An 18710-nucleotide genomic window follows, 5' to 3' on the forward strand; every position below is an offset into this window, starting at 1 on the left:
GCCGATGCTCCACCTGGACAACGGCTTCGACCTGCGCCCGGCCGAAGCCACCGACGCCGCCAGGATCGCGCTGTGGATGGCTCAGCCACACATCCAGCAGTGGTGGCAGCAGGACTGGTCGGTGGAGCACTGGGCGCAGGAGCTCAGCCGGCAGACCGCGGGGGAGCACTCCGTCCCGTGCGTGGTCACGGTCGACGCGGAGGAGTTCGGGTACGTCGAGCTCTATCGGGTCCGGCACGACCGCCTGGCCGAGTGCTACCCGAGTGACGAGCACGACTGGGGGATCCACGTCGCCATCGGCGACCTGACCCGGGTCGGCCGCGGTCTCGGGCGCCGCCTGCTGCGCGCTCTGGCCGACGCTCTCCTGCACTCAGACCCTGCCTGTCAGCGTGTCGTCGCCGAACCCGACATCGCCAACACTCCCTCCGTCCGCGCGTTCGTCGCGGCCGGCTTCGTCCAGCGGGGCGAGCTACAGCTGCCCGAGAAGACCGCACTACTGATGGTCCGCACCAGGACCGTGGAGGTACTGACATGAAGACCGCCCCGGATTCGACGCCGTACGACGTGATCGCGATCGGCTGTGGACCCTTCAACCTCGGGCTGGCCGCGTTGGCCGACGGGCTGGACGACGTACGGCTGGCAGTGCTTGACAGCCGGCCGGAGTTCACCTGGCACCGCGGACTGATGTTCGGCGACGCGATGCTGCAGGTGTCGTTCCTGGCCGATCTGGTCAGCCTGGTCGAGCCGGCGCACCGGTTGTCGTTCCTGTCCTTCCTGCGCGACAACGATCGGCTGTACCAGTTCTACGTGCGGGAGAAGTTCCACCCGACCCGCCGCGAGTACGAGACGTACCTGCGGTGGTGTGCGGCGCAGTTGGACTCGCTGCACTTCGGTCACCACGTCAGCGAAGTGTCCTGGACGGGTGAGGTGTTCGAGCTCACGGTGGAGCGTGGTGAGTCCACAGAGACGCTTGCCGCGCGGCATCTGGTGGTTGGCGTGGGTACTGAGCCTGCGGCGCCTGCTGCACTGGCCGGACTGCCCGAGGAACGCTTCCTGCACTCGGCGGACTACCTCTTCCGCCGCGACGACCTCCTGCGGGCAGGGCGGGTAACAGTTGTCGGGTCCGGTCAGTCCGGTGCGGAGTGTGCGCTCGATTTGCTACGGGCCAACGCCGACGGTGGCCCTGCCGTGTCGTGGCTGACCCGGACACCGTCGTTCGCGCCGCTGGACTACTCGAAGATCGTGCTGGAGATGACCACGCCGTCGTACGTCGACTACTTCCACGCACTGGACGAGACGACCCGCGACAAGCTGGTCGAGGAGCAGTGGCGGCACTACAAGGGCATCTCGTCGGAGACCCTCGACGACATCCACGATGTGCTCTACGCGCGGGACCTCACTGCCGCGCCGGTCGAGCTGCAGTGCGGTGTAGCAGTCGTGTCCGCCGTGGCCCGTGCTGACGGCATCGAGATGACGCTGCAGCACGCGGACAGTGGCAAGACCTTCCAGCACCACTGCGACGCTGTGGTGGCGGCCACCGGCTATCGCAATCGCCCGCTGCCGTTCATGGCCACTCTCGAGGACCAGGTACGCCGCGACGCGGCCGGGCGTTGGATGATCAATCGGGACCACAGTGTGGCGACCGACAGCGCACTGGCCGGCCGGCTCTTCGTGGCGAACGCGGACCTGCACAGCCATGGTGTCGCGGCGCCGGACCTCGGGATCGGTGCCATCCGCAACGCCACCATCCTCAACAGCGTCGCCGGGCGCGAGGTGTTCCGGCTGCCGAAGTCCACCGCCTTCACGACGTTCGCGATCCCCGGATGAGTGACTGGAATCGCTGTTCGGCAGAGCTGCTGGCGAAAGTGATCTCGCAGTTCTGCACCGAGAACCTGCTCCAACCGGTCGACAACCGGCTGGACCTCGGCAACGTCTCCTACACGTTCACCGCGACGCGCGGCGCCTTCGGAAGCTGGCGGGTCGCGTCGGACTCGGTCTGGCGTACGACTGCGGGGATCCTGGGCAACGACGAGAGCGAGGTCGCCGTTGACCCAGTGCAGTTCCTCGTCGACGCGGCCGACGTACTCGGACTCGACGGACCGACGGTGGCCGGGTACGTCGCGGAGCTAGCCAGCACGCTGGCTGCCGACGTACGGATGGCATCTACTGCGGTAGCGCCTGCTGAGCTGCTGGAGTTGCACCACAGCCGGGTGGAGGGGCATCTGACCGGGCACCCGTTGCTGGTGGCCAACAAGGGCCGGCTGTGGTTCTCCGCGGAGGACAGCCTGCGGTACGCGCCTGAGGCACGTACTCCGCTGCGTCTGACCTGGCTCGCCGTACGCCGGGGGCTCGCGGAGTTCCGTGGTACGCCGGACCTGTCGGAGCACTCGGTGGTAGGGCGTGAGCTGGGTCCTGACGCGCTGGAGGCGTTCCGCGGCCAGTTGGTCGACCCGGACTCGTACGTGTGGCTCCCGTGCCATCCATGGCAGCTGGACCACGTCGTACGGACGCAGTGGGCGCGTGAGCTGGCCGCTGGCGAGATTGTCGTCCTGGGGGAGGGGCCGGACGAGTACCTGCCGACCCAGTCGATCCGGACGATGGTGAACATCACCCAGCCGCTGCGCTACCAGGTGAAGCTGCCGCTGAAGATCCTGAACACCTCGGTGTATCGCGGCATCCCGGAGCACTGCACGCTGGCTGCGCCGATGGTCACCCAGTGGCTGCGCGGACTCTGGTACCGCGATGAGGTGCTGGGCCGTCTCGGCACCGAACTGCTCGGTGAGGTCGCGTCTGTGACCGTGCGCCATCCGCAGCTGTCCAGTGCTCCCGGCATCCCGTACCAGTGGACCGAGACCCTCGGCTGCATCTGGCGAGACCCGGTGGACCCGCGTCTCCAGCCGGGCGAGACTGTCTGGCCGCTGGCCGCAGTACTGCATCCCGGTCTGGTCGAGGAGATGATCGCCCGCGCCGGCACCGACGCCCGCACCTGGATCAGTCACCTCATCGGCACGCTCCTCCGCCCACTGCTCCACCTGATGCACCACTACGGAATCACCGTGAACCCCCATGGCGAGAACCTGGCCATCATCTGCGGTCCCGAAGGCCTCCCCGCTCGCCTGGTGATCAAGGACCTGGTCGACGACATCAACGTCTCCACCGAGCAGGTACTTGCCCGAGGCATCGAGCCGGACTCGCACGACCGCGTCCTGCCCCGCAAACCCTGGCACATCCTCCGCCAGTACCTCGTCGACGCCCTGCTCCTCGGCGTCCTCAACCCCCTCGCCGACCTCGAACTCATCCCACCAGAAGAGTTCTGGGGCCTGACCCGCGGCGAGGTCGACCTCTACACCACCACCCATCCCGAGTACGCCGACCGCCTGGCAGCCACTGCCCTCACCGCGGAAACCTTCGCCCGCAACCCCCTCAACGGCTACCGCCTGACCCTCGGCTACACCGACCTTGACACCCGCCCCCCAATCCCCACCACCGGCCGCATCGCCAACCCACTGCACACGGCCGAACCGCTCCACTAGAAGCGCGTCGGCGGGCCGTGGCGCCAGAGCTGTAGTTCTTCGTCTATTACCAGGGCCAGGCCTAGTAGGTCAGCCTCGCGTTCGGGGAGGGCGGCTAGGGAGAGGCCCACTGGTAGGCCTCGTTTGTCGAAGCCGGCGGGGACGCTGAGGGCGGGGAAGCCGGCGACGGACCAGGGAGTGGAGAGACGGATCTTCGGGCCCTTCGGGGGGCCGTTGGGGTCGATCAGGGGTGGGGCGGCGTCGATGGTGGGGTGGGCGATCGCGTCGAGTCCGTGGGCGGCCATGATGCCTCGCCAGTCGTTGGCCCAGCCGGCTCGGAGACGGAGGGCTTCGGCGTACCGCTCTGGGCTGACGCGTTCGCCTTTGCGGACTCGTTCGCGGACCTGGGGTGTGTAGAGATGGCTGTGGGGTTCGAGGGCGTCGTGGATCTGGTGCGCCTCGCTCTCGGTGATCGTGTCGAAGACACCGATGGACTTCTCCAGGACGACCTTGGTGTTCGCCGGGTTCTCGACCTCGACCAATTGGGCGCCGCGGGCTGCCAACAGGCCCAGAGCCTCATGGCAGACAACGGCGATGCGGTCGTCGACCTGCTGCCAGGACATCTCGGTCGGAAGCCCGATGCGGACGCCGCTGAGGTCGTGCGGGGATTCCAAGGGGTACGGCGGGCAGGGTTCGTCGCGAGTCGCGGGGTCGCGGGGGTCGTGGCCGGCCAGGACCCCCATCAGGATCGAGATGTCGAGCATGCGGCGGGCCATCGGGCCGGCGACGTCGAAGGACGGGCTGAGCGGGATCACGCCGTACCGGGAGATGCGGCCTGGAGTGCTGCGCAGGGTGCAGACGCCGCAGGCTGCGGCGGGGATGCGGAGCGAGCCGCCAGTGTCGGTGCCGGTGGCGATCGGGGCCATCCGACCGGCGAGTGCGGCCGCCGATCCGCCGGAGGATCCACCCGGCGTACGACGTACGTCCCACGGGTTGGCCGTCGGCGTCGACGCGGTCCCGTAGGCGAACTCGTGGGTCGTGGTCTTCCCGAGCAGGCCTGCACCGGCCGCGGACAGCCGCTCCCACACGGCGGCGTCCTCGGCCGGGACGTAGGTCGCCAGCACCTGGCTGCCCGCGGTGGTGAGGACTCCTTTGGTGAGGAAGACGTCCTTCACTGCCACTGGTACGCCGGCCAGCGGTCCGACCCGATCGCCGGATGCGCGGGCTTCGTCGGCGCGAAATGCGGCGTCGAGGGCGAGATCGGGAGTAAGGGTGACGAATGCCCGGACCGCGGGTTCGCCCAGGTCGATGCGGCGCAGACAATCCTCGACGAGTTCGCGCGCCGAGAGTTTCCGTTGCCCCAGTAATTGGAGCACCTCGGTCAGGCTGAGGTCCGCGGCGGAGTCACTCACGTCTGCGAGCCTACGAAAAAATACCCGCCCGGGGATCCCGGGCGGGTGTCGAGAGGTGCGCGGCAGCGCTGCCGGTCAGCGCCCCATGGCGGTGGCGACGTTGTAGAGGCCGAAGCAGAAGACCATCACGACGCCGAAGAGCAGAATGAACAGGATCTGCTTCCAGAAGGAGATCAGGAGCACCGCACTGGCCAGCACGACGACGGTTGCGACGAATTCGTTGGGAGGCATGGCGTTTCCTCTTTTCCTTCGATTCACTTCCTTTTGATGACTTGTCATTTGCCGCTCACCGGTTAGAGTGAGTCGGCGGTTCGGCGTAACTGATTACGCTTTCAGTGAACGTCATGACAAACGGTTGTCAATCCAGATAATTTGGCACGGAATTCTTTGTCCGGACATGATTTTGGCAGCGTCGCGGCGGCGCCCCTGCGGGGTTGGCTGCCAGCAGGCGTACGCTGACGGCGGTTGGCGTATCGATATCGCCAGTTGGCAAACATCGGCTGCCAATTGGCAGCCCGCCTGCCAACACGCCGCCAAAACTTTCTCAGGTTGGGAGTTGCGGCGACGCGCCAACCGTCGGATAGCATTCCGGTGTGGTGATCAGCGCCGCCGGCCCGGCGGTCCCCGCGGTCGTCCCACCGCCTCCCGTTCCAGCAGGTCCAGCGTCTCCGGTCGACAGGCTTTCGCTCGATGATTGCCGAAGGCACGCTCCGGGGTTCGCCGACCTGCTGGCCGACGCTGTGCGCAGGCACGACGTTTCGGGCCGCGCGCTGGGTGTTCGCGCCCTGCTCCACCTGCCGCGGCTGGCCAGGTGGGACGGCACGGTCGGGCGGCCGCAGGTCATCGCCGAACTGAACCGGAACGCCGGCCGGCTGCAGCGGGATCAACGCGATATCAGCAAGCTCATTCCGAAGGACAAGTATTTGTTGTCCGACCTGCGTTTCGTCCGGCTCCGGAACGCCGAAGCGGATCAAGTCTTCAGTCGGCTGCATTACCTGCGCAGCGCCCGGCCGGGGTCACTGAACTTCGCTTTGATTGATCCCGTGAGTAGTCTCCCGGTAACCCTGTGCAGCCTGTCTCCGCTGGAGTGGACGCGGGTCGGACGGCAACTCGAGACCCAATTCGCGGTGCCGCAGGGAGCGACCTGGGACGTGTCCCGGGTGTATTCCTTCGACGTCGCCCCGGCGAATGCCATCTCGTATCTGCTGGCGCGGGTCCGGCAGGTGATCCGGACCGAGATTCCCGGCGCACAACTGCTGACCACGGCGGTCGATCCGAATCTGGGATTCACCGGTGCGAGCTACCGGGCGGCCAACTGGCAGCAATGGATGTCGATCGAGGCGCGGCCCTATTTGTACATCGACGGCGTCTACGTGAGTCCACGTCAGCTCCGCGCCCGCTTCGGTGGGGCGAACCTGGCCGAGCTCAGCCGGGCTTATCCGGACGGCAAGTTCGAGCGGAGCCGGGCCAGACTCCTCGACTCGATGATCTTCTGCTGCCGGCTGCGCGGGGAGACCATCGCGGTCGAGCCCGCCGAGCGGCGCCGCCTGCGCCGATGACTGCTCCCTGAGTCAGTCAGCGGTTGCCGCGGAGCGCTATCTCCCGCTCGACCCGCTCCCGGGTCGGTGTGGTCGGTGCCAACTGCGAACGGTAGTCGTCGGCGAAACAGGTCATCGCCATGCTGGCCCACTCGATCACCTCGTCGGTCAGTGGGCGCCCGTCGGACAGGTTGAGGGCGAGCGCGGCGCAGAACACGTCACGCGTGATCGACCCCTCCTTGAGGCTGACGATCGGCGGCGTGGAAATCGGCCGTACTGATCCGTGCGGATAGATCGCCCCACCGTGATTGTCCAGGATGCACAGTGTCTTCACGCGTTGTTCGAGCAGTTCCTGGCTGAGCAACTGCGCGTCGTAGCGCGCTTCCGGGGACCTGGGGAACTTCTCCAACTCCCACAGGTGCGCGACGAGGTAGTCGATCTCGCTCAGGTGCTCGATGGAGACGGTGCCGTCCGGGTAGGGCTGACCAGGAGTGACGATGATGAGCGGGGATCGGCCGGCGGATCTCGCGATGTCCAGGGTGCGGTAGAGCACGGGCTTGGGGATCTCGAAGGTGACCATCAGAACGTCGCAGCCCGCGATCGCCTGGGCATGCTTTTCCATGTGGTCGAGGGTGAGGTGCGCGGAGCCTCGCCATGCTGCCGCATTGCTCTCGCCCCGAGGCCGTTCGTGGATGCCGGTCTGCCCGGTTCGCAACCCTGGAATCCGCTGCAGCAATGCGAGGTCGACACCGGCGGTGGTGAGACGGTCGGTGATCTCGCCGGCGTCGGGATCGTCCGTGACGGCCGCGATCAAGGCGACGTCGAGTCCCATCCGGGCTGTCGCGATCGCCTGGGTGAGGCCCTTGCCTCCGGGGGTCCGGACGTAGGTCGACGCGAGCGTCGAGGTTTCGACCTCAGGGATCTGGTCGACCCGCCAGATGTGATCGATGGCGACTCCGCCGACGACGACCACCTTCCTCTGGCTCGGCGGTCGATGACTGTCAGGTTGGCTCGTTGGTGAAGGTTCGGGAGCCGCAGGAGCGACGACGAGTCTCGCGAGCTTCTCGAAGACCTCCGGCTCCAGTTGACCGCGGAGGTAGCGGTCGCTCGGCGCCCCAGACGCGATGGCTCCCAGCGCCAGATGCAAGCTCGACCAGTGTTCCCGCAGCGCCCTACGACGCGTCGTCACCGACGTACTGCGAAGGTTGTGAAGGATCTGCGCGGACACATTGGCGTTCGCATACGCGTCAAGGTGGATCCCCAGCCCCAACGCGACAGCGGCGACCACCTGGTCGGTCACGTCAAGACTCCCCACGGCTTCCACGACGAGCCGGAAGGCTGTGGCACCCATGGCCTCGGTGTCCGGCGCATCGCGCTGGACTGCCGGCAGGCGGAGCAGTGGGGCTGCCCTCCTGTCACCCACCAGACGGCCGGCGCTCAGCCCCGCACCCTTCCTGAAGTATTCGAAGACCGCGACGAGCAGGGAGGGGTCCGGAGCGGTGGGCGGGAACTGTTCGGCCATCGGTCTAGCGGGTCTCCTCGGCCGTCGAGATGCGGGCCCTCAGCGCGTCGATGCGTTGGCGGGTGGGCATGGAGTTGGAGAGCGGGAAGTCGGCCGCGGCGCACGACATGGCGGCCGCGGCCCAGACGGCCGTGTCCAGGGTGAACTCGCGGTCGTAGTCGATGAGCCACGCGGCCAGAGCGGCGCAGAAGGCGTCGCGTGCGGCGGAGGACTCCTTGTAGATGGACGGGATCGTCGGCACGGCCATCACATCGTGGGCGATACTCGAGTAGACGGTGCAGCCTCCGTTGACCAGCATGCAGAGGGTGTCCACACCGACGGCGAGCAGGTTTCGCGCTACCGGGTCCGGATCGAGCGGTCCATCGCCCTGCGGGGCGAAATGACCCAGCTCCCAGGGGTGCGCCACCAAATAGTCGATGCGGGCGAAGGTGTCTCGGGAGATGCGTTCGTCGGTGTACGGCTGGCCTGGGGTGACGATCACCACCGGCCGGTGGCCGGGGTCGCGATGGGCCAAGTCCAGCGTGTGCTGCATGGTCTCGCGGGGTACCTCGAAGGTCGTCAGCAGAGCGTCGCATCCGGCCAGGCTGTCGTACCGGTCGTCCATATCTTCCGGCGAGAGGAAGACTTCCTTCTCGTTCCGCCAGTTGACCGCGATGCTGTCGCCCAGGCCTCGCTCGAACACACCGGTGAAGGGCGTCCGGCGATCGTGCACCCGCTTCACCAGCGAGATGTCGACGCGTTCGTCCTCCAGGGCCTGCAGGATCTCGTCGCCGAAACGGTCGTCGGTGACCGCGGCGATCAGGGAGGTCTTGAGCCCCAGCCGCGCGGCTGCGATCGCTTGCATGAAGCCCTTGCCGCCGGGGGAGAGGTCGAAGCCGAACGCCTCACTCGAGCTCTCTGGTGCGGGTAGGACCTTGGTGCGGAAGGTGGCGTCCATGACCGCGCCGCCGACGACGATGACGCGGCCGGTGGCGGCGGCGTCCGGCGCCGGGGTGGCGTCGAGCATGATCACGGTCTTGGAGCCGACCGAGTAGATGTCTCGGCGGATGAGCTGGTTCGCGAGCTCGCGCAGTACGGCGGACTCCGTCGTACCGCGGAGGTAGCGGTCGCTCGGGGCCTCGCCGGGCTCGTGACCCAGGGCCCTGTGCAGGGCGTGCCAGTTGTTCAGCAGGGTCTCGCGGCGGGGGCCGACCGACGGGGCGTAGAGCAAGCGGATGACGCGCTCGTTGAGGCCCGCCTCGGCGTACGTCGTGGCATGCACGCCGAGCGCGAGGATCGCGTCGGCGACGATCTGCTGCGTGCCCTTGAGGTCGTCACCGACACAATTCACGACCAGATCGAAGGCTGCCGACGGCAGGTCGAGGTCGTGGACGGACGCGAACCTGCGGGTTGCCGCGAGTTGCAGCAGAGGCTGGGTGGCGCTCACCTGGCCGGCCTTGAGCCGGGCAACGGTCAGGCCGTCATGGGTTCGGAGTTTCTCGAGCACGCTGGCGATCAGCAGCACGGCGGCTGTCTGCTTGTCGCTGCTGTTCGTCATCCGGCCCCCGGGTCGTGGTCTTCGCTCCAAGTATGCGGACCGGGGGGCCACTGCGGAACCCGGGCCGCGCGTCGGCGGGCCTGGTCGGCGCCCGGCACCGGACGCGGTGGTCACGAAGAGTGGTCGGGCACCGGCGTCGCCCTGGCTCCACCGAAAGTTATTGCTGTAAGCAAGTAACGGCGGTCGCTCCGCCGCTGGACTGGGGCCGGACCTGGTTGTGACGTAGGCTGCTGCGGTCTGCCGGTTGTCCAGACCGGCGAGACGACCACGGGGAGCAAGATGAAGACTGGGCATGTCGAGCTCGCGAGAGCTCAGCAGGAGCGTTGGCAGCGGGCCTACGCAGATCATCCGCAGCTGCACGGTTCGGAGCCGTCCGCGGCGGCGCAGTGGGCCGCGGAGGTGTTCGGTGCCGCAGGCATCGATGACGTGCTGGAGCTCGGCGCCGGGCACGGCCGGGACGCGTTCTTCCTGGCCAGACAGGGATTCAGCGTGCACGCGACGGACTTCAGCGAGTCCGCGCTGGACCAGCTGCGGCTGGAAGCCCAGCGTGAGGGCCTCGACGACCGCGTCACCGCCGCGCTGCACGACGTCCGCGATCCGTTGCCGCCCGCCGACGCCACCGTCAACGCGGTGTTCGCGAACCTGCTGCTGAACATGGCCCTCTCCCGCGCCGAACTGCGCTCCCTGGTGTCCGAGATCTACCGCGTCCTCTGCCCCGGCGGACTCTTCGTGTACGCCGTGTGGTCGGCCGATGACCCGTGTGCGGGCCACTGGCAAGAACTCGAGGAGGGCCTGGCCGTGCACGACGGGTTCGTCGGCCGGTTCTTCGACCAGCCGCTGATCCAGGAACTGGCCGACCGCTGGCGGCTCGACGACGAGACGCCGTACGACGAAGGCCCGCGGCCGCTGCGGATGTGGCGGGTCACGCTGGTCAAGCCCGCAACCTGAAGCCGGCTCTAACTGTTGCCGGTTCCGAAAAGGTGAAGTTCGCTCAAGCAGCGGCGTGCCAGGTTGCGGTGTGGTCACCAATCCGAAACGTTGGATTGACGCAGCAGTTCAGTATCCGACAGGCTCTGTCGGCGTCTTACCTTCGACCATCGGAGATCAGCAATGCAGTGGTATATCGACGTCCTCAAGAAGTACGCCGTGTTCAGCGGCCGGGCGCGGCGCAAAGAGTACTGGATGTTCGTCCTGTTCAACGTGATCGCCTCGATCATCCTGGGCATCGTGGACCGGATCATCGGTACGGACTACGGCAACGGTGGCAGTGGAATCCTCTCCTCGATCTACAGCCTCGCGGTGCTGCTGCCCTCGATCGGTGTCGCCATCCGGCGCATGCACGACACGAACCGCAGCGGTTGGTGGATCCTGATCAACCTGATCCCCTGCATCGGCTGGATCTGGTTCATCGTGCTGGCGGCGCAGGAGGGCACGGTGGGTGACAACCAGCATGGTCCGGACCCCAAGGCGGCCGAGCGGTTCGGTCAGCCGGGCGCCGGTCCGGCTGAGCCTGGCTACCCCACGGTCTGATCCGTAGACACGCCGAACGCCCCGCGAACCCGAGAGGGTTCGCGGGGCGTTCCGCGTCCGGAATGGATGTCAGCTGGCCTGGCTGACGCTCGACATGTTGAAGTCGGGCACCAGCAGCGGCGGGGTCGCGGTCCGCGAGAAGTAGTCGCCCCACTCGCGCGAGAACGACGGAACCGTTGCCCCCGCGGCGCTGAACCGGGCGAGCAGGTCGACCGGGCTCTCGTTGAAGCGGAAGTTGTTCACGGCACCGGTCACCTCACCATTCTCGACCAGGTAGACGCCGTCGCGGGTCAGGCCGGTGAGCAGCGACGTCTGCGGATCGACCATCCGGATGTACCACAGGCAGGTGAGCAGCAGGCCGTGCTCGAGCCCGGCGACCAGGTCGTCGGTCGACCCGGATGCTCCGTCTACGGACAGCACATAGTTGTCGACGCCAGGTGTCGCGGCCGGAGCACCGATCAGGTCGGCCGTGTGGCGGCTGGTCATCAAGTGCTCGAGCTTGCCGCCGCGAATCCAGTCGGTCGCGGACAGCGTGAGGCCGTTGTCGAACACGCTGGACGCCCCGCCGGACGAGCGGGCCACCGCGAACGGGAAGGTCTCGAGCCCAGGCAGGTGCGGATCCGACAGCAGGTTGACCGGCTGCGACGACAGCGCGTCGCCGATCCGCGTCCCGCCGGACGGTGTGGAGAAGACGCTGCGGCCCTCGAACGCCTCCCGTCCGTCGAGTTGCCAGAACAGGTACGTCATCAGGTCGGCGACTGCGGCCGGCGGCAGGATCGTCGGGTGCCGGCCGGCATCGACCGACACGGTCCGCGATGCCCAGCCGAGCCGGCGGTTCAGCTCGGTGTCGAGCGCGAACGGGTCGATGTCGGCGAAGTCGCGGGTGGCCGCACCGACCCAGGCGGACTGGCTGAGGTCGCCGGACTTGCCAGTCTCGGAGACGAACCCGCGGGGCAGTGCCTGCCGCAACCGCAGCCCGGCGGACGAGCCGAGGTAGAGGGTGGTGACCTCGTGGTCGGCGAAGCCGTAGAGCCAGCGGCTTTCCTTGCCGGCCCTCTTCAGCGTCTCGCCGAGCGCCGGGGCGAACTTCTCGTAGACGCTGACCGTCGTCTCCTCCGGCTCCGCGGCCCAGTCCGCGCCGATGGTGCCGTCGACGAGCGGTCGGGCATCCTCGGCCGGGCTGGACGCACGCGCAGTGGCGACCGCCGCGGACACGAGGTCGCCGATCGAGGCATCCGTGACCGACGACCGGCCGACGATGCCGGCCGCCGTACCCTCGCCGGCGCCGACCGTCGCGATCACGGTCACGCTTGAGCCGCGCATCGCGCCGTTGGTGGTCAGGGTGTTGTTGGCCCAACGCAGGTTGGCGCTGGAGGTCTCGGCGACGATGACGACACAGCCGTCGGCGCCCTCGGCCGCGGCCAGGTCGAGTCCGCGCTCGATCGTGTCCTGCGGAGTGAGCTGAATGGCGGTCGTCACCGGCCGGCCTCCTGCGTGGTGTTGAGAATGCGGACGCTGCGGAACAGGGCGGACGGGCACCCGTGGCTGACGGCGCCGCTCTGCCCGGGCTGAGCCTTGCCGCAGTTGAGCGCGCCGCCGAGGACGTACGTCTGCGGGCCGCCGACCGCCTCCATCGAGCCCCAGAAGTCGGTGGTGGTCGCCTGGTAGGCGACGTCGCGGAGCTGGCCGTCCAGCTTGCCGTCGGTGATCTTGTAGAACCGCTGACCGGTGAACTGGAAGTTGTACCGCTGCATGTCGATCGACCAGGACTTGTCACCGACGATGTAGATGCCGTTCTTCACCCGGCTGATCAGCTCCTCAGTCGAGGGACCGTCAGGGGCCGGCTGCAACGACACGTTGGCCATCCGCTGGATGGGGATGTGCCCGGACGAGTCGGCGTACGCGCAGCCGTTGGAGCGCGGCGTACCGAGCAGATCCTCGTTGACCTTGGCCATCCGGCGGTCGACCTGGTAGCCGACCAGGGTGCCGTCCTTGACCAGGTCCCACTGCTGGCCGGCCACACCCTCGTCGTCGTACCCGACCGTGGACAGGCCGTGCTCGGCGGTGCGGTCGCCGGTGACGTGCATGACGGGTGAGCCGTACTTCAGCGTGTTCAGCTTGTCGGTGGTGGCGAAGCTGGTGCCGGCGTAGTTCGCCTCGTACCCGAGGGCGCGGTCCAGCTCGGTGGCGTGGCCGATCGACTCGTGGATGGTGAGCCACAGGTTGGTCGGGTCGATCACCAGGTCGTAGCTGCCCGCCTCGACGGCCGGCGCGGTCATCTTCTCGGCCAGCCAGCCGGGGATCTGAGCGAGCTCCTCGTCCCAGTTCCAGCCGGTGCCGGTCAGGTACTCCCAGCCACGGCCGGCCGGCGGCACGCAGCTCGACATCGAGTCGAACCGGCCGGTCTCGCTGTCCACCGCGTAGGCAGTGATGTCCGGGCCGATCCGGACCCGTTGCTGGGTGTACGACGTTCCCTCGGTGTTGGCGTAGAACTTGCACTCGTGGACGGAGGCGACGTGGACGCTGACGTGAGCGACGCCGTCGGCCTTCATCAGCCGGTCGCTGTAGTCGGTGAGCAGCGCGACCTTCTCGGCCCGCGGCACGCTGAACGGGTCGATCTCGTACGACGACACCCAGCTGACGTCGTCGTACACGGGCTCGTCGGCGAGCTCGATCGGCTCGGCGTTGATCGGCCGGGCGACCTGGGCCATGTTGACGGCCTGCTCGGCGACCTGGACCGCCTCGTCCGTGGTCAGCGCGACGCCGGCGGCGAAGCCCCAGGTGCCGTTGTGGATGACGCGGACCGCGAGGCCGAGGTCCTCGTCGTCGCCGGCGCTCTCCAGCAGGCTGTCGCGTAACGCGATGGACTCGGACCGGATCCGCTCCAGCCGGAACTCGGCGAAGGTGGCGCCGAGGTCTCGGGCGCGCTGCAGCGCGGCCTCGGCGAGCTCGTGACGGGGAAGGGCGAGGAAGGACGCATCGACTTCTGGCACGTTCCGACCTTATACACGGGAACCGCGGAAGGTCCGGTGGTGTAGTCACAATGTCTGGAAACTGACTGGAGGCGTGATCAGCCAGGGCGACGAGGCGGAGATTCTGGCTCGGGTGCGTGGTGGTGAGTCGGCCGCGTACGGCGAGCTGGTACTGCGGCATGCCCAGGTGGCCAAACGCACTGCGGTCTTCCTCGGCGCCGGTGCGGACGCGGACGATGTGGTCCAGGAGGCGTTCGTGAAGGCGTACCGGGCGCTTGGTGGGTTCCGGGAGGGGTCGGCGTTCCGGCCGTGGCTGCTGCGCATCGTAGCGAACGAGACGCGCAACGTCGTCCGGTCCCGCAGCCGCCGGTCCCGCCGTGAGGAGCTGGCCGCGCCGTTGGACGTCGTACTGGATCCGGCCGAGCACGCGGTCACCCTGGAGCGGCGGCAGGAGCTGCTGACTGCTGTCCGTGCGCTGCCCGACAACATGCGGCAGGTGGTCACCTGTCGCTATCTGTTGGACCTGGACGAGCAGGAGACGGCAGTGGTGCTCGGTTGGCCGCGTGGGACGGTCAAGTCCCGCCTGCACCGCGCACTGGGCCGGCTACGGACCTCACTCCCCGACAAGGAGGTGCAGCGATGAACTTGGACGACGAGCTACGGGTCCTCGGACGTTCTGCCGTCGTACCTCCGGTGGACGAGGGGCTGGCAACCGCAGTGCTGTCCCGGGTGGCCGACGTACCTGTGCGGAGGCGGTTGCGGGACCGGTGGCGTGCGTTCGTGGCCGGCTTCCTCGTGCTGATCGCGGGTGCAGCGCTGACGCCGCCGGTCCGTGCGACGGTGGCGGAGTGGCTGAACATCGGGGGAGTGCAGGCTCGTCCGGTCGGCACCGGCCCGACCAGTGCGCCGCCAGCGCCTGGAGTCAACGGTCAGCTGTCGTTGGAGGAGGCGGAGCGGATCGCCGGGTTCAAGCCGGCGCTGCCGCAACCGCTGGGTGCTCCCAAGGGTGTTGAGGCATCAAAGGGCTTCGTGGCGATCAGCTGGGAGAGTGGGATCCGGCTGGAGCAGTTCCGGGCCGAGGTGTCGCCGCTGTACCTGAAGAAGTACTACGACAGCCTGGAGTACGTGCGGGACATCAACGGCTACTGGTTCAAGACCCCGCATGAGCTCGTGCTGGAGGACGAGCACGGCGTGGAGCAGCGTGTCCGCGTGGCCGGCCCCACTCTGGTCTGGGTCAGCAACGGGGTGACGTTCCGGCTCGAGGGAGCGCCCGACAAGACCAGAGCGGTCGAGTTGGCTCGCGGAACCTCCTAGCGACCGGCGGTGTATCAGCGGTGAGTCCTCGTCTTTCCAGGGAGAGCCGCCATGGTCCGCCGTACGCTCGCACTGCTTGCCGCCGTGATCGCCGTCGCCGCAGTCGGAGCCGCACCTGCAGACGCAGGCGGCCCGACCAGCGTCCTGCTCAGCGCCCCACCACGGGTGGCGGCGGTCGGCTACGACGACCGTGCCTACGAAGAGCTCCAGCGACTGACGCAGGTCGCCGGATCGAAGCCGGCGGTCGGGGATGAGCGGCACGATGCCGGTGCGTTCGTCCGCGCTGCCTGGATGATCCACGACATGTCCGTCTGGCGGCTCGACATCATCTACCCGAACGTCGAGGGCGGTCCGTGGATCGCCACGACCGAGACGCTCGACGGTAAGACGATGCCGGCCCAACCCACCTGGCACACCTCAACCGACCCGGCCGCTCTGCTGAAGCTGCTCGGCTCCCTCAGACTGCTGCCCAGCCAGCAGGAGCAACCAGGGTCGTTCGGCGGCCCGACCAGCATGGACTGGAATCTCGAACCGGCCCCCGCTCCGGCGACCGAGCCCATTCCGACCACCGCGCCGGCGGCACCCCCACAGGCTCAGACCGCGTCGACGGGCGTCCTCACCGGCTGGCGCTGGATCATCCCCGGCGTCCTGATCGGCGCACTGGTCGCAGTACTCGCTATCCGCCTGCTCCCGAAGCGCCGCGACTGGCAGCTCGTCGACGCCGAGTAGAACTAGTCGACCGGAGTCCCAGCCAGCTCGAAGCCGCTGAAGAGTCGCCCGCCATAGGGCTGCAGGATCCGGTCGACCTCCTCGACGAGACGGTCGTCCTTCGCCCGGACCCCGTCCATCAGCGCCGTCGCGTGGTCGGTGCGGTGCGACTCGTCGTACGCCATCACCTCGCGCAGTAGGCCTTTGCCGGTGCCGGACCAATGACGGGCGCCGGTGAGGAGGAGCCGGGCGGCGTCCTGCCAGAGTGTCGAGCAGATGGCAGTGCGGACGTTGCCGGTGGCATCGGCGAGGTCGTCCAGGAGGCCGGTGATCATGTAGCGCAGCAGAGCGAGTTCGTCAGTGCTGAGTGGGGCCGGACCGGCGGCCACCTCGGCGAGGCAGGCTTGCTGCAACCGCGCGCCCGAGCCATCGGTGTCGAGCAGTACGACGGACTCACCGACAAGCCGCGCCATGGTCGGCTGTCTGCGCTGCTGGTCCTTGCCGGAGAAGAACGCGATCGACTTCTCGGTGTGCACGAACAGCTCTACCGGCCAGCCGCCGTACTGCAGGGATTTCCGCAGCGGTGCGGGCGGTCCGTCGAGAAGCACGGTGATGTCCAGGTCGGACGTAGGGGACGCGTCGCCGCGTGCCACGCTCCCGCCCAGCCATGCCGCGCGGGCGTCCGGGAACTGCTCCGCCACCAACTGCCGTGCCAGGTCGATCGGTTCCATCAGGACAGTTTCAGCCAGTGCAGCAGGTCGCGGTACGCATTTTCCGGCTGGATGTGGCCACCGGTGTACGGGACGAGCTCCGCGTTCGGGATCTCCGCGACGAGCAGATCGGCGTACCTGCGAGCGCGATCGTCACCGGAGCCGAACCAGATGCTCGTCGGTACGTGGACGTCGGCGAGGCGGAACCCCCAGTCGGCGGCGAACGCGACGTTGTCGTCGACCCAGCCGTCGTGGCTGGTGACGAAGGTCGCCGTGAGCCGAGCCATCGCCTCCGGATCGTCCTTGGCAGGTGGCGCCGGCGGTGCGGGGGAGTGCGGGTCCGGCGGGAACTCCGGGCCGCCGGCCTCGACCGCGGCCATGATGCTCAGTGTGGCCTCCTCGATGGACGGCCGGATGTACTCCTCACCGCGGGCCGCCAGCCACGACGTCCGGTTCCGCCGCGGGTCCTCCTCGTCCCCGGTCGGCTCAGGACCGTCCACGATCGGCGGTGTGATGCCTCCGGACACAGCACACCGGGCGATGCGGTCGGGGAGGAGGGCTGCACAGGCAAGAGCGTGCGGGCCCCCGCCTGATCCGCCAGTGACCGCGAACCGCTCCCACCCGAGTACGTCGGCCAAGGCGGCCACGTCCTCCACCACGTCGGCAACGGTCCGCCCCGGCTTGCGGGTCGACCCGCCATACCCCGGCCGATCGGGAACGACCAGATGTACGCCGCACTCCTCGGCAGCCCGTACGACGTCCGGCCGCTTCCACCGCGTGCTCGGTGAACCGCCCTGCGACAGCACCGGCACCCCGTCGGTATCGCCGTACGCGCTGTACCTGAGTACTCGCCCGCCGACTGTCAGTTCCATGTCCACGGTGCGGAGAGTAGCCGGTCGGGTGTCACGCACAGACGTCGAGTAGATCGAGTGGGATTCTCGGGATTCGGGATGGCGCTGCGATGGTGGAAGACTTCGGCCTACCGTCTCCCGGCTGGGATTGTTCGACGTTGTCAGGAGTGCTTGTGAGTTCCTCGGTTGCCGCGGCCGTCTCGCCGACCCGGCAAGCCCTGCGCCGCGCCCGGACGGACCGGAGTGCGCGGCTCGGTGCGGTGCTGGTCGTGCTGCTGGTGCTGATCGCGGCCGCGGCGCCGCTGCTGGTGAAGCTGTCCGGGCAGGATCCGTACACCTACCACCTCGATCTGCTCGACCCGGCCCGCGGTAACGCGCCGAAAGGTGCGCTCGGCGGGGTGAGCAGCGAGCACTGGTTCGGCGTCGAACCACTGACCGGCCGGGATCTGTTCTCGATCGTGGTGCTCGGCCTGCGGACCTCGCTGACGATCGCGATCGTGGTCACCCTCGTCACCACCGTCGTCGGTACCTTGATCGGCATCAGCGCCGCCTACTTCGGCGGCTGGTACGACGGGGTCGCGTCCCGGGTGTTCGACTTCTTGTTCGGCTTCCCGCAGCTCGTCTTCATGATTGCCCTGGGCATCATCGTGCCCCCGGGCTTCCCGCGCTGGCTGCTGCTGATCCTGGTGCTCAGCGTGTTCGGCTGGGCCAGCCTGGCCCGGCTGATCCGCAACCAGGCGAGGTCCCTGGTCGCCCGCGAGTTCGTCGAGGCGGCCCGCAGCGTCGGCTCGTCCGGCTGGCACGTGATCACGCGCGAACTGCTGCCGAACCTGCTCGGCCCGGTCCTGGTGATCGCGACCCTGGCCATCCCCGGCTACATCGGGGCCGAGGCGGCGCTGTCGTTCCTGGGCGTCGGCGTACCACCGCCGACACCCAGCCTCGGCCGCTCCATCTCCGACTCGATCGCCTGGGTCTACACCGGCGCGGATCCCTGGTTCCTGTTCTTCCCCGGCGTCGCGCTGTTCGTCGCGGTGCTCGGCTTCACGCTGCTCGGCGACGGCGTCCGCGACGCGTTCGACGTCCGGCTGCGGAGGACGAGCTGAG

Annotated in this window: 18 protein-coding genes; 10 read left to right on the forward strand and 8 right to left on the reverse strand. The window is 68.2% G+C overall.

What is annotated here, in order from left to right:
• Positions 1-4 precede the first annotated feature (4 nt).
• The 3 genes from ACIBG5_RS03475 to ACIBG5_RS03485 are packed head-to-tail and all read left to right on the forward strand — an operon-like array spanning position 5 to position 3533.
• Positions 5-535, forward strand: a complete 531-nt coding sequence (locus ACIBG5_RS03475; protein ID WP_396389836.1) for a GNAT family N-acetyltransferase — start codon at positions 5-7, stop codon at positions 533-535.
• Positions 532-1827 carry a lysine N(6)-hydroxylase/L-ornithine N(5)-oxygenase family protein gene (locus ACIBG5_RS03480; RefSeq protein ID WP_396389838.1) on the forward strand — a complete coding sequence of 432 codons (1296 nt, stop codon included), beginning with the start codon at positions 532-534 and terminating at the stop codon, positions 1825-1827. Before ACIBG5_RS03475 ends, ACIBG5_RS03480 begins: the two co-directional genes overlap by 4 nt.
• Positions 1824-3533, forward strand: a complete 1710-nt coding sequence (locus tag ACIBG5_RS03485) for an IucA/IucC family protein (RefSeq protein WP_396389839.1) — start codon at positions 1824-1826, stop codon at positions 3531-3533. Before ACIBG5_RS03480 ends, ACIBG5_RS03485 begins: the two co-directional genes overlap by 4 nt.
• Here the strand turns inward: ACIBG5_RS03485 and ACIBG5_RS03490 are convergent.
• Together ACIBG5_RS03490 and ACIBG5_RS03495 are read right to left on the reverse strand one after the other, a co-directional pair.
• The gene (locus ACIBG5_RS03490; protein WP_396389840.1) at positions 3530-4924 is read right to left on the reverse strand and encodes an amidase; all 1395 of its coding nucleotides are present in this window, start codon (positions 4922-4924) and stop codon (positions 3530-3532) included. The genes ACIBG5_RS03485 and ACIBG5_RS03490 overlap by 4 nt on opposite strands.
• 75 nt (positions 4925-4999) lie before the next feature.
• Positions 5000-5155, reverse strand: a complete 156-nt coding sequence (locus tag ACIBG5_RS03495; RefSeq protein WP_165553780.1) for a hypothetical protein — start codon at positions 5153-5155, stop codon at positions 5000-5002.
• Positions 5156-5517: 362 nt separating this feature from the next.
• Between ACIBG5_RS03495 and ACIBG5_RS03500 the strand changes: the two genes are divergently transcribed.
• Positions 5518-6483, forward strand: coding sequence for a hypothetical protein (locus ACIBG5_RS03500; protein WP_396389841.1), 966 nt, complete (start codon positions 5518-5520; stop codon positions 6481-6483).
• A gap of 16 nt (positions 6484-6499) precedes the next feature.
• Here the strand turns inward: ACIBG5_RS03500 and ACIBG5_RS03505 are convergent, their stop codons facing one another.
• The gene (locus ACIBG5_RS03505) at positions 6500-7984 is read right to left on the reverse strand and encodes a PfkB family carbohydrate kinase (RefSeq protein ID WP_396389842.1); all 1485 of its coding nucleotides are present in this window, start codon (positions 7982-7984) and stop codon (positions 6500-6502) included.
• Positions 7985-7988: 4 nt separating this feature from the next.
• Positions 7989-9521, reverse strand: coding sequence for a PfkB family carbohydrate kinase (locus ACIBG5_RS03510; RefSeq protein WP_396389843.1), 1533 nt, complete (start codon positions 9519-9521; stop codon positions 7989-7991).
• 279 nt (positions 9522-9800) lie between these two features.
• Here ACIBG5_RS03510 and ACIBG5_RS03515 point away from each other — a divergent pair, with 279 nt between their 5' ends.
• Both ACIBG5_RS03515 and ACIBG5_RS03520 read left to right on the forward strand, forming a co-directional pair.
• Positions 9801-10469 carry a class I SAM-dependent methyltransferase gene (locus tag ACIBG5_RS03515; protein WP_396389845.1) on the forward strand — a complete coding sequence of 223 codons (669 nt, stop codon included), beginning with the start codon at positions 9801-9803 and terminating at the stop codon, positions 10467-10469.
• 162 nt (positions 10470-10631) lie between these two features.
• The gene (locus ACIBG5_RS03520) at positions 10632-11051 is read left to right on the forward strand and encodes a DUF805 domain-containing protein (RefSeq protein ID WP_396389846.1); all 420 of its coding nucleotides are present in this window, start codon (positions 10632-10634) and stop codon (positions 11049-11051) included.
• 69 nt (positions 11052-11120) lie between these two features.
• Here ACIBG5_RS03520 and ACIBG5_RS03525 read toward each other — a convergent pair whose 3' ends face one another.
• Together ACIBG5_RS03525 and ACIBG5_RS03530 are read right to left on the reverse strand one after the other, a co-directional pair.
• Positions 11121-12530 (reverse strand): metallopeptidase TldD-related protein, encoded by a 1410-nt coding sequence (locus ACIBG5_RS03525; protein ID WP_396389847.1) that lies wholly within the window; start codon positions 12528-12530, stop codon positions 11121-11123.
• A complete protein-coding gene (locus ACIBG5_RS03530; RefSeq protein WP_396389848.1) occupies positions 12527-14044 on the reverse strand; it encodes a TldD/PmbA family protein in 1518 nt (505 codons plus the stop codon). Before ACIBG5_RS03530 ends, ACIBG5_RS03525 begins: the two co-directional genes overlap by 4 nt.
• A gap of 73 nt (positions 14045-14117) precedes the next feature.
• On the opposite strand from ACIBG5_RS03530, the gene ACIBG5_RS03535 reads away from it, so the two are divergent.
• The 3 genes from ACIBG5_RS03535 to ACIBG5_RS03545 are packed head-to-tail and all read left to right on the forward strand — an operon-like array spanning position 14118 to position 16066.
• Positions 14118-14666 (forward strand): sigma-70 family RNA polymerase sigma factor, encoded by a 549-nt coding sequence (locus tag ACIBG5_RS03535; RefSeq protein ID WP_360439764.1) that lies wholly within the window; start codon positions 14118-14120, stop codon positions 14664-14666.
• Positions 14663-15337 carry a hypothetical protein gene (locus ACIBG5_RS03540; protein ID WP_396389849.1) on the forward strand — a complete coding sequence of 225 codons (675 nt, stop codon included), beginning with the start codon at positions 14663-14665 and terminating at the stop codon, positions 15335-15337. The genes ACIBG5_RS03535 and ACIBG5_RS03540 overlap by 4 nt, the downstream gene beginning before the upstream one ends.
• 51 nt (positions 15338-15388) lie before the next feature.
• Positions 15389-16066 carry a hypothetical protein gene (locus tag ACIBG5_RS03545; protein WP_396389850.1) on the forward strand — a complete coding sequence of 226 codons (678 nt, stop codon included), beginning with the start codon at positions 15389-15391 and terminating at the stop codon, positions 16064-16066.
• A 2-nt stretch (positions 16067-16068) separates the two neighbouring features.
• On the opposite strand, the gene ACIBG5_RS03550 is transcribed toward ACIBG5_RS03545, so the two are convergent.
• Both ACIBG5_RS03550 and ACIBG5_RS03555 read right to left on the reverse strand, forming a co-directional pair.
• Positions 16069-16776 carry a nucleotidyltransferase domain-containing protein gene (locus ACIBG5_RS03550; protein ID WP_396389851.1) on the reverse strand — a complete coding sequence of 236 codons (708 nt, stop codon included), beginning with the start codon at positions 16774-16776 and terminating at the stop codon, positions 16069-16071.
• Positions 16776-17627 carry an alpha/beta fold hydrolase gene (locus tag ACIBG5_RS03555; RefSeq protein ID WP_396390759.1) on the reverse strand — a complete coding sequence of 284 codons (852 nt, stop codon included), beginning with the start codon at positions 17625-17627 and terminating at the stop codon, positions 16776-16778. Before ACIBG5_RS03555 ends, ACIBG5_RS03550 begins: the two co-directional genes overlap by 1 nt.
• A 152-nt stretch (positions 17628-17779) precedes the next feature.
• On the opposite strand from ACIBG5_RS03555, the gene ACIBG5_RS03560 reads away from it, so the two are divergent.
• On the forward strand, positions 17780-18709 hold the full coding sequence (locus ACIBG5_RS03560) for an ABC transporter permease (protein WP_396389852.1): 930 nt from the start codon (positions 17780-17782) through the stop codon (positions 18707-18709).
• Position 18710: the final 1 nt, after the last annotated feature.

This window comes from Kribbella sp. NPDC050241 (genome assembly GCF_044459685.1).
Lineage (GTDB): Bacteria > Actinomycetota > Actinomycetes > Propionibacteriales > Kribbellaceae > Kribbella.

Bases quoted from the DNA above. Each gene is read 5' to 3' on its own strand.
- ACIBG5_RS03495 (WP_165553780.1), bottom strand. From the start codon at position 5,155: ATGCCTCCCAACGAATTCGTCGCAACCGTCGTCGTGCTGGCCAGTGCG.
- ACIBG5_RS03485 (WP_396389839.1), top strand. From the start codon at position 1,824: ATGAGTGACTGGAATCGCTGTTCGGCAGAGCTGCTGGCGAAAGTGATC.
- ACIBG5_RS03505 (WP_396389842.1), bottom strand. From the start codon at position 7,984: ATGGCCGAACAGTTCCCGCCCACCGCTCCGGACCCCTCCCTGCTCGTC.
- ACIBG5_RS03510 (WP_396389843.1), bottom strand. From the start codon at position 9,521: ATGACGAACAGCAGCGACAAGCAGACAGCCGCCGTGCTGCTGATCGCC.
- ACIBG5_RS03555 (WP_396390759.1), bottom strand. From the start codon at position 17,627: ATGGAACTGACAGTCGGCGGGCGAGTACTCAGGTACAGCGCGTACGGC.
- ACIBG5_RS03480 (WP_396389838.1), top strand. From the start codon at position 532: ATGAAGACCGCCCCGGATTCGACGCCGTACGACGTGATCGCGATCGGC.
- ACIBG5_RS03540 (WP_396389849.1), top strand. From the start codon at position 14,663: ATGAACTTGGACGACGAGCTACGGGTCCTCGGACGTTCTGCCGTCGTA.
- ACIBG5_RS03520 (WP_396389846.1), top strand. From the start codon at position 10,632: ATGCAGTGGTATATCGACGTCCTCAAGAAGTACGCCGTGTTCAGCGGC.
- ACIBG5_RS03515 (WP_396389845.1), top strand. From the start codon at position 9,801: ATGAAGACTGGGCATGTCGAGCTCGCGAGAGCTCAGCAGGAGCGTTGG.
- ACIBG5_RS03550 (WP_396389851.1), bottom strand. From the start codon at position 16,776: ATGGAACCGATCGACCTGGCACGGCAGTTGGTGGCGGAGCAGTTCCCG.
- ACIBG5_RS03475 (WP_396389836.1), top strand. From the start codon at position 5: ATGCTCCACCTGGACAACGGCTTCGACCTGCGCCCGGCCGAAGCCACC.
- ACIBG5_RS03545 (WP_396389850.1), top strand. From the start codon at position 15,389: ATGGTCCGCCGTACGCTCGCACTGCTTGCCGCCGTGATCGCCGTCGCC.